The sequence below is a fragment of the Agarivorans sp. D1326 genome (assembly GCF_056958115.1).
Genome location: NZ_JBTWEN010000001.1, coordinates 830,741 through 847,044 on the forward strand (window position 1 = coordinate 830,741; position 16,304 = coordinate 847,044).

The 16,304-nt window shown below is 44.6% G+C and carries 14 protein-coding genes; 3 read left to right on the forward strand and 11 right to left on the reverse strand.

Going from position 1 to position 16,304, the window contains the following annotated elements:
- Positions 1-60 precede the first annotated feature (60 nt).
- Both ACYFDN_RS03800 and ACYFDN_RS03805 read right to left on the reverse strand, forming a co-directional pair.
- The gene (locus ACYFDN_RS03800; RefSeq protein ID WP_483510031.1) at positions 61-2,133 is read right to left on the reverse strand and encodes a protein-disulfide reductase DsbD family protein; all 2,073 of its coding nucleotides are present in this window, start codon (positions 2,131-2,133) and stop codon (positions 61-63) included.
- 42 nt (positions 2,134-2,175) lie between these two features.
- Complete coding sequence (locus ACYFDN_RS03805) at positions 2,176-2,526, reverse strand: hypothetical protein (protein ID WP_338624975.1); 351 nt, start codon at positions 2,524-2,526, stop codon at positions 2,176-2,178.
- A gap of 210 nt (positions 2,527-2,736) precedes the next feature.
- Between ACYFDN_RS03805 and ACYFDN_RS03810 the strand changes: the two genes are divergently transcribed.
- On the forward strand, positions 2,737-3,663 hold the full coding sequence (locus ACYFDN_RS03810; protein WP_483510032.1) for a GlxA family transcriptional regulator: 927 nt from the start codon (positions 2,737-2,739) through the stop codon (positions 3,661-3,663).
- Positions 3,664-3,673: 10 nt separating this feature from the next.
- Here the strand turns inward: ACYFDN_RS03810 and ACYFDN_RS03815 are convergent, their stop codons facing one another.
- The 3 genes from ACYFDN_RS03815 to ACYFDN_RS03825 all read right to left on the reverse strand — a co-directional run bounded on the left by ACYFDN_RS03815 (position 3,674) and on the right by ACYFDN_RS03825 (position 7,066).
- On the reverse strand, positions 3,674-5,710 hold the full coding sequence (locus ACYFDN_RS03815; RefSeq protein ID WP_483510033.1) for a methyl-accepting chemotaxis protein: 2,037 nt from the start codon (positions 5,708-5,710) through the stop codon (positions 3,674-3,676).
- 296 nt (positions 5,711-6,006) lie between these two features.
- Complete coding sequence (locus ACYFDN_RS03820) at positions 6,007-6,474, reverse strand: DUF302 domain-containing protein (protein WP_483510034.1); 468 nt, start codon at positions 6,472-6,474, stop codon at positions 6,007-6,009.
- A 157-nt stretch (positions 6,475-6,631) separates the two neighbouring features.
- A complete protein-coding gene (locus ACYFDN_RS03825) occupies positions 6,632-7,066 on the reverse strand; it encodes a MarR family winged helix-turn-helix transcriptional regulator (RefSeq protein WP_483510035.1) in 435 nt (144 codons plus the stop codon).
- Positions 7,067-7,159: 93 nt separating this feature from the next.
- Here ACYFDN_RS03825 and ACYFDN_RS03830 point away from each other — a divergent pair, with 93 nt between their 5' ends.
- On the forward strand, positions 7,160-7,891 hold the full coding sequence (locus ACYFDN_RS03830) for a siderophore-interacting protein (RefSeq protein ID WP_483510036.1): 732 nt from the start codon (positions 7,160-7,162) through the stop codon (positions 7,889-7,891).
- A gap of 58 nt (positions 7,892-7,949) precedes the next feature.
- Here the strand turns inward: ACYFDN_RS03830 and ACYFDN_RS03835 are convergent, their stop codons facing one another.
- The 5 genes from ACYFDN_RS03835 to ACYFDN_RS03855 form a co-directional block, all read right to left on the reverse strand.
- Positions 7,950-8,801 carry a hypothetical protein gene (locus ACYFDN_RS03835; RefSeq protein ID WP_483510037.1) on the reverse strand — a complete coding sequence of 284 codons (852 nt, stop codon included), beginning with the start codon at positions 8,799-8,801 and terminating at the stop codon, positions 7,950-7,952.
- The gene (locus ACYFDN_RS03840; protein ID WP_483510038.1) at positions 8,794-9,360 is read right to left on the reverse strand and encodes a sigma-70 family RNA polymerase sigma factor; all 567 of its coding nucleotides are present in this window, start codon (positions 9,358-9,360) and stop codon (positions 8,794-8,796) included. Before ACYFDN_RS03840 ends, ACYFDN_RS03835 begins: the two co-directional genes overlap by 8 nt.
- Positions 9,341-11,209 (reverse strand): vWA domain-containing protein, encoded by a 1,869-nt coding sequence (locus ACYFDN_RS03845; RefSeq protein WP_483510039.1) that lies wholly within the window; start codon positions 11,207-11,209, stop codon positions 9,341-9,343. Before ACYFDN_RS03845 ends, ACYFDN_RS03840 begins: the two co-directional genes overlap by 20 nt.
- A gap of 105 nt (positions 11,210-11,314) precedes the next feature.
- Positions 11,315-11,680: a hypothetical protein gene (locus ACYFDN_RS03850; RefSeq protein ID WP_406610829.1), complete on the reverse strand. Its 366-nt coding sequence runs from the start codon at positions 11,678-11,680 to the stop codon at positions 11,315-11,317.
- Positions 11,681-11,784: 104 nt separating this feature from the next.
- Entirely contained in the window at positions 11,785-12,468 is a 684-nt protein-coding gene (locus ACYFDN_RS03855; protein WP_483510040.1) for a DUF7424 family protein, read from the reverse strand.
- Between the two features lie 557 nt (positions 12,469-13,025).
- Between ACYFDN_RS03855 and ACYFDN_RS03860 the strand changes: the two genes are divergently transcribed.
- Positions 13,026-14,570 (forward strand): methyl-accepting chemotaxis protein, encoded by a 1,545-nt coding sequence (locus ACYFDN_RS03860; RefSeq protein ID WP_483510041.1) that lies wholly within the window; start codon positions 13,026-13,028, stop codon positions 14,568-14,570.
- An 83-nt stretch (positions 14,571-14,653) separates the two neighbouring features.
- On the opposite strand, the gene ACYFDN_RS03865 is transcribed toward ACYFDN_RS03860, so the two are convergent.
- Entirely contained in the window at positions 14,654-15,649 is a 996-nt protein-coding gene (locus ACYFDN_RS03865) for a branched-chain amino acid aminotransferase (RefSeq protein WP_483510042.1), read from the reverse strand.
- Positions 15,650-16,304 lie beyond the last annotated feature (655 nt).

A 16,304-nucleotide genomic window follows, 5' to 3' on the forward strand; every position in this document is an offset into this window, starting at 1 on the left:
CTCAACAGCAAGCTAGATAGCGCTGGTTTTGCGACGACAAAAATCAAAGAGTTCATAAATTCAATCCTGAAAAAGAGATGCATCACCGGCAGCTTGAGCAAGTGCTTGCTCAATCACCTGATGGCTTAAAATAACGGGGAGAGCGATACCATTTGGCGCGGCAGGGCCATAGACAATATTAAACGGCACGCCAAAACGTTGGTAACGTTGTAAGAAGGCACTTACCTCACTAGAGGGCTTAGTCCAATCACCTTTAGCTAAATGCACGGTATCTAGTTTTAGCCGACTGTAAGTAGGATCTTGAAGCAGCACCCCCACTTTATTTGCCTTACAGGTAATGCACCAATCAGCAGTCACATCAACCAACACGACTTTGCCTTGCGCCACTTGCTCGGCAATGTTGCTTTGTTGGAGAGGCTGCCAAACCAAATCGCTAGGCAATACTTTTGCCCAGCGCTCACTCGTCATTGCGCCCACTAATGCAACGCCGCCACCAAGCAACATCAAGGCACTAAAACTTATCAGCAATGCTTTAGCGCCGTATTGTTTAAGCAGTACCCAAACAAAGGTCAGCACTACCACGGCAGTTACAAGTAACACCCCAACACCAGATAAAAAATTGGCTAGTAAACTTAACAGCCATAAGCAAGTTGCCAGCAACATCAAAGCAAAAACCAGCTTTACTTGCTTCATCCATTTACCGGGTTTGGGTAAAGCTTTTGCTAAGCTTGGAAATGCTGCGACCAGTAGCCAAGGCAACGCCATGCCAAGCGCTAATGCGCTAAAGATGAGGATTAGGGATAAGGGTTCTGCTCCCAGAGCAAACGCCACCGCGGTTCCCAAAAAAGGCGCACTACAGGGCGTCGCTAACAGAGTGGCGAACATCCCCTGTAAAAAGTGCCCGCCATAGCTATTTCCACCGCTGGTTGCTAACCGCGTTTGCCAAGAAGGCGGCAGGCTTATTTCAAACGCCCCCAACATATTTAGCGCAAACAACGCAGTTACCAGCACCATAAAGCCTATAAACCAAGGTTGTTGAAATTGAATCCCCCACCCTACAGCCTGGCCACTAACTTTAAGCAACATAACAAAGCCAGCTAAGATCCAAAATGACACAACAATGCCAACTGCTGATGCTAAAAATTGGCGGCGAATTCGCCCTTGGTCGTGACTAGCGGCAGTAATCACCGAGCTAAGCTTCATGCCTAATACAGGAAGTACACAAGGCATAATATTGAGGATTAAACCACCCAATAGTGCAAACACTAATAGCTTAGGCCAAGCGATTTCTTCTACACTTACCTGCCCAGCAACAACCTTACTTTGGTACTCAACAGCCTGCTGCTTATCAAATATAGTTAAGTGCAATACTTTGTCGGTGAGCATCGGTTGCGCTAACCAGTTTTCAGCGCTAAAAACCGCGCTTACTTGCTTAGGCTGTAGGCTCAAATTAAGCAGTTTAAAGGTGGTTTCAGGGTCACCATCTACCACTAGTTGCGGCAACTGCCATTGATGTTCACCACGCAACGTTACCTGCAATTGCTGCTTGGTTTCATCCCATACAAAGTCACTAGAGCCAGCCTCAGCGAGGGGCGGTACCGCCATTTTTGCTTTGTTGTATAAATACATCGCTTCACTGTCTGGGCGCAGCGCTTTTAAGTCCACATCAACAGCAAAAGGGTAATCGGTAAGAACACAAACATTGGTGCAAGTAGATAGGGTTAATACCCCGCTTATAGGGCCTGCCTGAGAGCTGGAATCAACTCTTAACAACAGTGGAAAATCCACAGCTTGTTGGTAGCCAAAGGTTTGCAAACCCAGCAATGAAAAACGCTCGGGCCGCGGCCACAACCATTCAAGTGATTGAACACTGCTTGCCTCATCCCAACGAATACTGGGCGCAACGCCGCCTTCTCCTGGCGAGCGCCAGTAGGTTTTCCAATCGTCTTCTAACTTCACTTGCAACACTGCAGGCAAGAGCTTAGTTTGCTGATTAAACTCACCAGTAAGCATAAGCCGAACTTGCGCAGGTGGATGTTGTTGATTAGTTAACCAGCCCGTGCTTTGGCTAAACGCCAAGCTCGGCGTTAAGCTCAATAACAACAGCCAAGGTAATAAAATTTTCAATATCATCTCCAATAAATAAACATTAACGCAAAAGGTTGCCGTTAGTTTTTATTCTCGAAAATGACACACCGAGCGATACATTCGCCGAGGAGGCGGAATAGTAGGTTTAAGAAAGGTTTGAAAAGCGCTTAAGTGTGGCAGCATTACCAGCGCTAAAGCGGCAAATAGCACCACTACAAATACTTGCTCTAAGGTTTGAACGTATTGCTTAAGTAAATGTTCAGTAAAGTGACAGCTTTGCTCGTTTAATACCTGGCTGGAAAAGGTTTGTTCATCCGCTAAATGCGCACTGGGGCATGTGACACTCAAGCCAAGGTTTTTTGCTAAACAGGTAGCCAATAGCACTGCCAGCAGCAGTAAAGTAATTTTAGCTTTAAAAGTAGTGCGCTTAAAAAACATGGCTTGGGATTAACAAAATGATGTTCATCTTTTACTGATACTCGCTATAAATTACAAGTAATACCGCCAAAAATTGATCAACAAAATGTAAGTGAGATAAGGGCTAAAGTCAGAAATAATCGTAGTAGAACAAAATGTTACACAAGGGAGCAACTTAGCAAAACTTTTTAGGTCGAAGCTTAACAACAAAAATGCCTTGTAATCACTTTTATGACACCAACTACCGTTATTACTATTGTTCGCTACCCTGGCGCCTCTCAGGCCGCCATATTTGGCTTACAAGAAATGTTTTTGTTAGCCAACAGTACCTCTAAACAACAGCAATATAACCACCATTTTGAATGTAACATTGTTGAGCATGGCGAACTAACGGCGCAAGCATCCTGCTTACAAGCGGTAATAGTGCCACCCAGCATTAATCATGATTACTATCTCTCGCCAACACCAGAGCTTATGCAATGGTTAAAGTTGCAGCATAAACAAGGCTGTGTAGTAAGCTCGGCCTGTGCTGGCGCATTTATATTGGCTAAGGCAAATTTATTAAACCAACGTCCGGTAACTACTCATTGGGCATTAGCTGCAGACTTTGCTAAGCGCTTCCCTGAATGCCTGCTGCGCAGTGAGAAAATTCTCATTAACGATGGCGATATTATTACTGCTGGCGGTTTAATGTCGTGGGTTGATTTGGGTTTGGAGTTGGTCGCGCAATACGCTCGGCCAAGCATCATGCGCCAATTGGGGAAAAGCCTAGTTGTAGACACTGGGCCGCGCGAACAACGTTACTACCAAAGCTTTAACCCAAACTTTGAACATGGTGACAACGACATCATTAAAGTGCAGCACTTTATACAAAGCCATTACCAGCAAAACATCAACGTGGCACTACTGTGTGAGCAATGCTTTCTCACAGAGCGAACTTTATTAAGGCGTTTTGTAAAAGCTACTGGACTAAAGCCTATTCAGTATTTGCAAAAACTGCGGGTTCAGAAAGCCTGTGAGTTACTTGAAACAAACTCCCAAAGTACCGAAGCTATTGCCCAACAAGTAGGTTATGAAGACGCCGGAGCGTTTAGAAAAGTATTTATAAAAATCATCGGCTTAAGCCCAAGGGACTTTCGCCGACGATTTACCAAGTAGTGATATTAGGCTAGCTAAATTGGGCCACCTGTTGCTGCAGCTCTTGCGACAGCGTTTGCAGTTGGGTGGCGCTACTGGCTGTTTGCGCCGCAGTATTTCGGCTATCACTGGTAAGGTTGCTAATTTGTGAGGCATTGGCAGCAATTTCTTGCGACACCTGCGCTTGTTGCTCGGTAGTAGCAGCAATGGTTTCCGACTGGCTAGCAATACTGGTAACTTGCTCGGTAATGCCATTTAAGGCTTCACCAGTTTGCGCAGCATGCTCGGTAAAAAACTCACCACGTTTCTGGCTTTCGCTCATCATGCTCACCGCATTGCTAGTGCTTGATTGCAACTTAGCGATAATGGTTTCCACTTCTTTAACCGATTCTTGAGTGCGTTGGGCAAGCGTTCTTACTTCATCTGCAACTACTGCAAATCCACGCCCTTGTTCACCGGCACGCGCCGCTTCAATAGCTGCATTAAGTGCTAATAAGTTGGTTTGGTCGGCAATATCGTTGATCATTTTAGTGACATCTTGAATGTTGTTACTTTCTTTACCTACTAACTCAATGGCCTCTGCCGAGGATTTTAATTGGTCATTAAGTAAATCTATCTCTCCAACCATTCGAGCGACCAGTTTTGCCCCTTGCTGGGTATTACCGTCGGCGGCGCGCACACTGCTAGCAATGTCTTCAACCTGTTCCGCTACCGACGCAGCAGAGGATGACATTTCCTCAATAGCCGCTGCTACTTGGTCAACCTGCGCTTGCTGATTGTCCAACTGGCCTAAGCTATGCTCCGCATCTTGGTAAACACCACTGGAGCGCTCTTGCAGAGCACTACTGGTATTTCGAATACTTCCAACCAAATCGTTTAGTTTACTGGCCATCTCTTTCGCGCCAGCACTTAACTGCTCAACTTCGTTGCTTGATTCTGCTCGGCCATCCTGAAAACTAACGCTAATTTCACCATTACCCATGCGCTGCATGTTTTCGCTTAATACTTCTAAGGGTTTAGTCATTTGTTTTAGTAACAAGGCCAAACCCAGTAATACAACTACCGCTACCGAAACCGAAACTAAAGCAATTAACACTAATAAATCGCGGCTAGCTTTAGTGATTTCACTAACAAAGGTGCCACCCAATATTTTCCAGTTCCAACCAGGTACTTCGGCAAATACTAAGTATTTTTCACCCACTACACCATTGTATTCATAAGGGTAAAACAAACGACCAGAAGGCTGCTTAAAGATTTCTTTAAATGGCTGATTACCGTCATAGTCACGACGATCAATAATTGATTCACCTGGTTTACTTTCTGGGTGTAATAAGTAGTTACCGAGTAAATGGCTAGCATCGTTGTCTACCACAATGGTGTAACCGGTATCGCCCCATTTAATTTGTGAAAGATTATCGAAGATTTCTTCTGTGGCTTGGTCGATAGGTACCCCAATAAAACTTAAGGCGGCTACTTTGCCCTGTTGGTTTTTTATCGGCTTATAGTAGGTGAGATAGTCTTTTCCAAATAAAGTAACTTTTGCATGAAAGGCTTGACCACTGACTAAAGTGCTATAGCCAGGGTGATTTAAACCTAACTTGGTACCTACCGCACGCTGAGCTTGGCTATTTTTTAATGAGGTGCTCACCCGCACAAAATCGTCGCCAGAGGCACTAAACAAAGTAGCAACCGCGCCGGTATCGGCGGTAAAACGGTCCACATAGCGACTGTTATCAATCAGTGAGGCACCACGTATATGAACATCTTTAACGCTAAACTGCTCAAATTGAACAGTGCGTTCAGCCACTTCTACGCCACTCAAGTAGCCATTTCGAAAGGTAGCTTCTAAATCCTGAGCTCGCTCTAAATAAGACGCAAATTGCCCTTCAACCATAGAAGCAACTGCTTTTACTTTTGATTCATGATCAGCCATCGCTTGTTCAAACAGCGCTTTAGAGGCTTTGTTGTAAACCAGCGCCGCCATTAAACCCAACCCTAACAAAATGATCAGGCCGATAACTAACTGCAACTGCAATGAGATACTGCGACTTTTAAACCCACTAATCATGACAAACTCCCTTTCTTAAAATTGACTAAAAAGTCAACAATTCACTTGCTAAAGCTAATTTAAGCAAAACAACCGGTCAAGTAAATATCACAAAGGCATCACAAGAGCTTTCCTTGTTTTATATCAACAAGCGCTCTACACGGGCATTTTTTGTCAATAAGTGCAATATTTTATCGGCGAGAATGCTCACAAAAACGTTTATATGACAATTGCATCACATAACGTTTTATTAACATATTTAAGGGAGTAAGAACCAAAGCAGCTGGATGCTACTTTGGCTAAGTAAGATAAAAGAATTAGTTGGCGGCTGCCTTGCTAATGCCCGCTAACGCACCAGCGATTTTACCAAATACCGGATCGCAACCAGCTACCTGGTGACGCTTAGCGAGATACTGAGGATCGTTATAAGAAATCCACACTTTACCGGCTTCATCTCGCCAAATAAGTGCTTTTTGCGGCAAATCTAAGGCAATCAGCTGTTGGCACTTCATTAGAGGTGAACCGACTTTAGGGTTACCAAATATAATCAATTGAGTATCTCTAAGCTCAATACCCACTTTCTCTGCGCCATCAGAATGCTTAACTTGGTTAAACACTGTCATGCCTTTTTGCTCGAGTATGCTCAACATACGCTCTGCGGTTTGGTTTACATCATGCTGGCTGGCCACACTGATTACGCCATCACTAGCAGCACTTACTACACCCGACATCATCAACAAGGTCGCGCTAACAAGCCCTCGTTTTATCGCTCTAACACTCAGCATAAAAACTCCTATTTTTCAGCAGAATAAGTAACTTACTATCTAACTAAGTTATCGCTTTCTAGCCAAGTCTAGTTCAATTATTAGCTTTATCACACTTGCTCTGTTGGTTGCTGCTAACTCAGGCTTTGAAGGCAAGATAAGATATTAAGTTGCTAGCTTAACGATCCATCTCATTTAGATTCCCCACCATCATCTTTGCCAGCGTTTCAAATTCCTCAATTTGCTGATCGCTCAGGTTTTGACACATTTGGCTTTGCACTTTGCTTTGGGTCTCTTCAATTAAGCTTGCCAGCGCTTGTCCCTCGTTGGTGAGAGACAAGAGCTGGCTGCGTTTGTCTTCTGGATTGGCGGTTTTTCTCAGCCAATCTTTTTCAATCATTTCTTTTAGCAAGCGGGCAATTTGCGCTTTATCGCGAGAAAAGTGATTAACAATGTCGTTAGCCGTGCAATGGTGGCTTGCGGCAATAAAACTTAAACAACTCACATGCATGGCATTTAAGCCTAGTTGTTGGGCTTTTAAGCCAGAGCGCATAGCAATTCGATATGCTTGAACCAGAGAAAAAACCGAATCAGAAATTGATTGCTGTTTCATAAGACCTCAAATAATAGTTGACTAAGTCTACCTTTATAAATATAGTTGATTTTATCAACCTATTAAGCAATGTACAAGTCATTAGGAGTAACGATGAAGCCAAAAATGTATCCCGTTCAGGTATCACAGCTTATCCCACTCTCTCCTCACCTACTGCGGATTGTAGTAAAAGGCAGCAGTCTTAAAAGCTTTCCTGAATCTAAGGAAGGGGCACACGTGAAGGTGATATTGCCAAACAGCGATAGTTCAAAACCTAAAATGCGCTCCTACACCATTCGCTGGTTTAACGCGGTGAGCCAAGAGCTAGCCTTGGATTTTGTAATAAATCGGCACAGCGGGCCAGCGACTAACTGGGCGAGCCAAGCAAAGCTAGGTGAGCATTTAAGCATTGCTGGTCCTGGGCAACTAAAGCTAACCCAGTTTAATCATCACAGTTATTTGCTATTGGGGGATATTACCTCGGTTAACGCCATTAATGGCTATGTGCCAAGGCTTAATCCACAAGCTGAGGTAAGGGTAGTAATCGCCGTTCCCACTCGTGCCGACATTATAGAGCTAGACTATCACGCTGCTGACAACACCCACTGGCATGTTGAGGATGAAGCAAATATTAGCTTTGCAGAGCAAGTGCATACAATCGCCGCAGGTATGGTTAGCGATAGTCATGTATTTATGGGCTTAGAAGCCTCGCAGATCCGCACTTTACGGCCAATGTTACAGCAAGACTTAGGTTTTGATCGCCTAAATACCTTTGCAGTAGGTTATTGGAAACAAGGCGTAGATGCTGATCGCTTTGGTGCACAAAAAAAAGCGGCTCCCTTGTAGCCGCTTCCTTTTACTCTATTGACGTTATTCACTGAGCCTGTAAATCAATGACTCGCGCTTAGGGTGATTTACAGCTTTCTTCTAAGGTATTTGGCAAGCGGTAGATACGCGATGAATCAACGTCAAGCCCATCCCCCACTATCAGCCAGCCACTTTCAACAGTCACTAACTTCCATTGTATTTGTTGCCAGCTTAACCAGCGTGGTGGCTGCGTAAGTGCTTGTTTGGCATCTTCTGGCAAGGTTTGGGCGAGTTGTAATTCCAACTGCTCAAATGAGTAAGCGCTTAGCGCTTGCTCCACACACTGCAGAACAGCATCGCTTACGTTAATAGCAACAGCATCAGACATCTCATCACTAGGTAAAGATGAAAATGTAGCTGGCTGCTCCTCAAGAGCGTAATGCTGCTCAGCAGACTTGGCGGCAATCTCTGTTTGCCTTTGTATTGTTTCAGCCTGCATAGTTGGTTTTTGCATGGCCTTCTGTTTGGCTAACTCTCTGCGCTCTCGCTCAATTGCTTGGGTATCTAGCTCTCGCTTACGCAATAGCTTTTCTGCTAGTTGACGTTTTTGCTGGTCGAGCTCATCAGTCGCCAGCTCATTAGCCTGTTGCGACGGGCTAATTAACTGCACATTGCTTTGATAACTTATTTCACTTGGTGGCACACTAATTTCGGTAACCAACCACCAGCCTAGCACTCCCACACAAGCCAAAGACGCAGCGCTCGCCCACCAAGGTGCAGCCGCCCAAGAATATGATTTAGCTTTACTATTTTGTTTTGCCTGCTGCTTAGCCAGATTTTGAATACGTTTATCTAGCAGTTCCGAGGGCTCAAATTGGTTTAGCGCTTGCTGATAAGCTTGATCAATTTGCTGATCGCTGGGCGCATTACCTTTAGGTGTATCAACCATGATGTTTCTCCCAGCACTCTCGCAATTGTTGATAAGCAACCCGTATACGACTTTTTATGGCATCAAAAGATGCATCAAGTACTTGGCTCATCTCGGCCACAGCCAGGCCCGATTGCTTTAGCATAAATACATCTTGTTGCTTACTAGGCAGTAACTCCACACAGCGTAATATCACTTGCTTATCAAGGCCTTGCTGATGCTCTTTCTCGGGGTTTGAAAGAGATTCCAATTCATCTACTTCTTGTTCGTCGTTATGGCTTTGCTTGCCTTGCGAGCGCCAGTAATCGGCAATTCGGCGGCGTGTAATGGTATAAAGATAGCCTCGAAAGTGCGCGATATTCTGCTCGTCATCACTAGGCACCTTGTATTGGCTAGCTTGACTAATTATCGCTTCCCAAACTTCTTGAAATACTTCGTTACAGGCAGCCTCTGCCATCTTTTGCCGAATAAAACCAAACAAGGGTTTGCGATAGCGTTGATAAAGCTGGTCAAACGCGGCTACGTCACCACGCTGACCATAATCAAGCATCAGTTGTTCATCACTGACTAAGCTCTTCATTGTTCGCATCAATCCTTGCGGGTAAGGTTACCGGTAATGGTTGCACTGCATACTCTAACTCTGGCAATTGCTGCGGCTGTGGCGTAACGGGCGATTGCAAGGCTAAGGTATTGGTTAATCGCGCTAATTTAACAAACTCTGCGCGATAACCAAACTTATCTTGTCCTTTTGCAGCATTAGCCCAATCAATAATTTGCTGATAAGCAAGCTCATCCAACTGCTCATTGGCACGTAGTTTTTGGCCAAAAGCTGCTACAGCAATCGCAAAGCGGTCGTCATTGTTAGCTTGCTCAAAATCAACCAAATCTTGGCTAAACACTCGCTGTGCATACTTTTCGGAAGCTTGCGATTGCGCTTTTTTGTAACGTACTCGCACTTCGGCCAGCGCTTCATTCAACTGTGGCTTAGCCATTTTGTTTTGCTTCTGCTGCTGAAATACCAAAGGGTCAATTAAACCCGGTTTACCCACTGGGGTTATCTCATAAATAGCCGTTACACTGTGCCCCGCCCCCATGTCGCCAGCATCTTTTTTGTCATTGTTAAAATCGGCGCGCTCAAGTTGGCGGTTCTCGTAACCCAGTAAACGGTATTCCGACACCATTCGAGGATTAAACTCTACTTGAAACTTCACATCATGCGCCACCGTATGCAAGCTGCTACCTAATTGATCTACCAGCAGTTTTTGCGCTTCGTGCAAGGTATCAATATAACCGGCTACACCATTGCCATTATCAGCCAGCTGCTCCATTAAATGGTCGTTGTAATTGCCTGTTCCAAAGCCAATGGTAGAGAACTGCACACCTGCTTTGCGCTTTTGAGTAATACGATGTTTAAGCTCATTAATGTCGGTGATGCCTACATTAAGATCACCGTCTGACATTAAATACACATGGTTAATGCCGCCTTCAATAAAACCTTGCTGCGCTTGGTTGTAGGCCAACTCTATGCCAGCAGAACCATTGGTTGAACCACCCGCTTGTAAGCCGTTAATGGCCGCTACAATTTTGTGTTTATCTTTTACGCTAGTGGCAGGCAAAGCCACACCAGTACCACTGGCATAAGTCACAATCGCCACATTGTCGCTGGCTTTTAGGTTATTAAGCATCAATAACATTGATTGCTTTAACAGGGGCAGCTTTTCTTGTGATTGCATCGAGCCAGATACATCCACCAAAAACACTACATTAGCAGCTGGACGAATGCTGGTATCCGCTTTGTATGCGCTTACGCCAATGCGAATTAGTTGATTGTTGCTGTTCCAAGGAGAAGCGGTAAGTAAGGTATCAATGGCAATAGGCTGCTCAATGCTCAAAGCTGCATCGTAGCCAGTCGCGTAATCGTAAGAAAAGTAGTTAATAAGCTCCTCCACACGCACCGCATCTTTTGGTGGAAGTTGGCCATTGTTGATAAAACGGCGCATGTTGGCGTAACTAGCACTGTCGACATCGGCACTAAAAGTAGAAACCGGTTGTTCTGCCACGGCCACTACCGATAAATCGGAAAACTTTTGGTAGTTTTCGTTGTTGCCTTGCTCATTGTAATACGAAGAATCGGCAAGCCCTTGCGCCGCCGCAAAGTTAGATGTCCTTGCCATTTGCATTTGGCTAACTGCGCGCTTTTCTCGCTGATGCTTAGCGATGGGGTGCACCGCCTTAATAGATTGGTCTTGCTGCGGTCGTAGGGCTGGCTTGGTTTGCTTAACAGACTCATTCTGTTGTTGCGTCTCCACTCGATCAACATTGGCCTGCTCATCAGCACTATATTGGCCACAGGCAACTAACGAAGAAAGGGTTAAGCCCACAAGCACTGCACGAGCAATAGGTGAATATGAAACATGTAACTTTTGCATTTTGAATACCTTGTTTAAATCAATCTCACACAGGTAATCGCAGCTAATAAAAAAACGAGGCTAAATTAACTGAAAAATTTTCAATTTAACGTAACTCGCCTAAATTTATGAAGTAAATGGGTTTCCATCATTCAATCGGCTACCGCACCAATAACAGCTTTCTCGGCGCTTTTTGACTTTGTGCCCACAGTCTGGGCAATCGGTGCTGTATTCAGGATTTAGCTTCCCATCTTTAATTCCATCACGTAGATCAATCTCTTCCATTTTCAGCATAAGCTCTTGCTCACTAACACCATATTTAGTTTGCAAAATTTCCCACATAGCCTGACTAGCTAAAGACAAAGTGTCGAGCCTCTTCTCTAAATGGTCAAGGTCTCCAGAATGGCTTCGCGTTTTTATCTGAGCTTCTGAGGCAATAGTATTGTTTCTATTGATCTGATCTGACTGAAACATATTCCAGAAAAAGGCCATACAATCTCCCTATTATTTACGCCTAAAATCAAAACATTACAGCTTATCAACTAAGCTATCAATTCATAATGTATTTTCAAACAACTTGCTAACGCAAACCAGCCCTATTCTTTTGGCTTGGCAACAAAGCTATATATTTGAACACCAGAATCGCGAAGAGCATCTAGCGCTACATCACTGGCCCAAAACTCACCAATCTTGCCTGCGGGTATCCAACCCGTAAACATCTGGTGGGCTTTAAGGCTTTTACCATCGTGTACGTATGACGATGGGATATGAACTTCTAAGTCTTCAGCTAAATCGTTATTCAGCACAAATACGCTTTCTAGCTCCAGCATATTTAGCTCTTCGGTACGGGCTTTTAGCCGCTTACGTAAGTTGTCGTCTAGCTGTAAACTAATATAACCCTGTTCGTTATTAGCAATAATCACCATGCCGCTTTTAGACTCGGGAGACTTTTTGTCTTGTATTGTATCTAGCACCACATCAACCTTGTAGTTGGCAGTATATTCCAAACCTAGATCATCATTCGCCTGACACGACACCAGCTCATGGTTCTGCTTAAACAAATTGAACATCAATCCATTAGCTTCGGCCAAACCATCGCTTTCCACGCCCGTTTCGGGATGAAAACACCCATCCATTAAAGTGACATACATATTGGCACTAAGTACCTTGCCGTTGGAATCTGGGTTATTAATATCTGATGCGTTTAATTGGGTCACTAGCTCAGCCTTACAGCCAACTAACATTAATATTGGTAGCACTAGCAAGCATTTTAGATTCATGATTTGTCACTCTTTACTTAGGGTGCGCGCAGTGTAAGCAAGCACTATGAGCAAAATAGACAATTTACGAACTACCTCCCCATTACCACCACTAAAACACCACAACTCCTTAAGACAGAGAAACCGTAATCACCTAGTGAAATACCCTAGTAAATTAGCTGTTTACAAAAATTTGTAGGGCTTAAGTGACTACTTTCTATGACTGACATTGAATTGTCTTATTAATGTCGCATATTTATCCGCGATCAAATATCAACAAAACATAAAAATATAGTATTCAGCAAAGTAGTGGCTAGGGTGTTGAAAAGTCTGGTTATTGAGACGAAGTGATTATACCAATCACACTAAGTAAGCGACCTGAAATAACGCCGTAAAAATACTCGAGAACAAGGCAGAGTCTTTCGATAAGTCGTTATTCTACAAACAAAAATTCTAACGCAGTTATCGAGTATTTTAACCAAATAGAATGAACAGTTACTTAGTACCATTGGCATTCGTTCAGGCAAGGCAATCAAACACTAGCAACAAGTTATGGATGTTTAGGAGTAATAACTTAGATGACGGATCAACGCGTTAGGTTTGCCGACAGCGACAACCTTATATCAACCACCACAGCCGACAGCCACATTACCTATTGTAACGACAGCTTCTGCAAAGTAGCAGGTTACCAACAAGACGAATTACTAGATAAACCACACAATGTGATTCGCCATGCCGACATGCCCAAGCCCGCTTTTGCCCAACTATGGCAACATATTCAAGCTGGCTCTAGCTGGATGGGTTTAGTAAAAAACCGCTGCAAAGAGTCTGGCCACTATTGGGTATCGGCATTTGTTACTCCCATAATGGATAAAAATGGCGAAGTATTTGAGTATCAATCAGTGCGCACCCAGCCTAACGATGAGCAAATATCTCGGGCGAGCAAGCTTTACCAAAAACTCCAACAAGGCGAAGCAAAAGTAAGGCGACTGGCGCTGTGCAGCTGGCAACAACTTGGCATCTTAGCCACGCTAGGCTGCTTGTTGTTATCAGCCTTGGGGGTGATTAGCTCGGCCACTTTACTCGCCACCGCTATTCCACTTTTGGTGATTAGTTTGCTGCTTAGTATTAAGTTTAAAGCTAGGTTATCTGCGCTTAAGCAAATTGCCCAACAAAACTACCACAACCCCTTGATGGAAATGCCCTACACCGGCCACTGCGACGATTTATCTTCCATCGAGCTAGCCATGTTAATGAAAAAGGCAGAACTGCGCGCCGTAACTGCCCGCGCTAACGAAACCTCCGAGAGCATCCTAGATTCCGCCAAACAAGAAGTCGCTAACAGCCAAGCCATAGACGAAGAGCTAAGCGAACAGAGCAATGCCACCGACGCCATGGCGGTATCGGCCGAGGAAATGCTTGCCTCAATTGATGAAGTCTCGCAACAAGCCAAACAGAGCAGCGAGTTTACTCAAGATGCCAGCATAACTGCGATGCAAGGGGCAAAAACCATTGATGAAGCGGTTGCCACCGTTAACTCACTAAGCCAACAGTTAGACGACTCTCGGCAAGCCCTTGGCCAGCTATATAACGATGTAGAAAGTATCGAAACCATTTTGGGGATGATTCAAGGCATCGCCGAGCAAACCAACTTGCTGGCGCTAAATGCAGCTATTGAAGCTGCTCGAGCTGGTGAACACGGCCGAGGTTTTGCTGTGGTGGCCGATGAAGTGCGCGCGCTATCGGGTAAAACTAGCAGCTCGGTAGACGATATTCGAAGCAAAATAGAAGTTCTACAAGCCACAGTAAACAAAACCGGAAACTTAATGGAGCAAGGCATAGCCGCTTCGGATTCCAGCGTCGCTAAATCGCAACAAAGCAAACAGGCTTTTCAAGCCATTGTTAACGATTTACATGCCATTGGTGAGCAAAGCACTAGCACTTCACAGGCAATCGCCGAGCAAGTTCAGGTTACCCAAGGCATGACCGAACACGTACACCGAATGAAAGAAGCGGTAGATTCCACCAAGCTATTGTCCGACAGCTCGGTGGGGCGTACTCAAAAACTGGTAAGTAGCTTAGAAAGCTTACAGCGCTTGGTTAAACAGTTTAGCCGAGCCTAAGCCCGCTTAAATACCAAGTACCTACACACTAAAACAAAACAGCCCGCAAAAGCGGGCTGTTTAACATCAATCTACTGTTTAGCTTAAATGCTAGTTAACCAGTTGTGCTGGTCTTGGGCTTTACCCCATTGAATATCGTTAAGCGCTTGGCGCAACTTCAAGGTGGTTTCACCGGCTTCGCCATTACCAACGGTGTGTTCTTTACCGTTGTGAATAAGCGTACCTACTGGCGTTAATACTGCAGCAGTACCCGATAAGGCAGCTTCACAACCTGGCTTAGCTGCACGCTCTAATAGCTCGTCAACGGTAAGCTCACGCTCACTTACTTTTAAGCCCAAGTCACTTGCCAAGGTTAGAATAGAGTTACGAGTAACCCCATGTAAAAAGCTGCTGTCGAGCGCTTTAGTAATTAGCTCGTCGCCATCAATTAAAATAAAGTTGGCAGCACCCGTTTCTTGAACGTCACCACCTGGGCAAAACAGTACTTGGTCGGCATCCACTTCAGTGCGCGCTTGGCTAATTGGCCCTAAAGCACTGGCGTAGTTACCGCCCGATTTAACCATACCCATATGCGGCGCACAGCGCATGCCGTTTTCTTCTAGCAATAAGCGTAATGGCTTAGCACCTACCGCAAAGTAATCGCCCACTGGCGATAGCAATACGTAAAGCAATGCCGAGCTAGTTGGCGCGGCCGCTTTGCCAATGGCAGGCTCGGTGCCAATAAAGGTTGGACGAATATACATAGATCCCGGAGCTGCTGGCACTTCATCGGCAAATTTTGCCACAATGTCTTTAACCATTTGCTCTAATAATTCGGGTTTAAAAGCAGGTAGGCTTAATAACTCAGCAGATTGCGCCATACGCTTAATGTTGGCGTCCATGCGAAAAATATGCACGCTGCCATCCTCGTGACGAAAGGCTTTAAGCCCTTCAAAACAAGTGCTTGAGTAATGAAGTACGTGCGCGCCAGGGTGCAAGCTAATACTGTCAGACGAGACAATTTCACTATCACCCCATTGCTGATCTTCGTATTTTGCTAATGCCATTTGTGGCATAAAAACCGTACCAAAAGCTGCCATGTTGTGTTCCTACTTATGTTGGGGCTTTAAGCCCTATTCTTTATTTTGATTGTCTGTTCTTTAGCGAAGTAGAAAACTGGTGGGACTGAACGAGTTCGCGCTTTTATCAAACCGAGGTACCTGAACGACCAATGCCAATTTTTCCATAAACTGGATTCGCAGAATGGTAAAAGAGTATGTGGTCTTATGGCACTGCGATCAAGCTTAAGAAACCCTCAATCTGCAAATATTCTGCAATAAATGTGTATGCAAAGAGATTTTGGCAACCAACAAAGCAAATTTGTAAACTCGCTTTGGTTAAACTTACCCATAGCCCGCCAGCAATCAGTAGCTAGAAAAAGGCAAGGCATAACATAAAGATGAGCGCTTAATTTTGCTTGTAGCTGTACTCGGGCTATCACAACTACCGCAAAATCCCTTGTGATTCAGGCATCACCTAAATTTAGGTGATGCACTTTTGGTAACGCTTCAAACACCGCCTTGGTAAAGTTGGTGATGTTTTTGGAGCAAATATTTGACTGACACGTAACGCCTCAATAACGCAACCAAACCAGAAGTGTTTTTCGGTGATAGTATGTCGCTTGCAGTAGCGCCCAAAAACACACAGGAGTATGGGTCCCTTTTGATTGGCTTGTTATAAGGCTATTCAAATGGG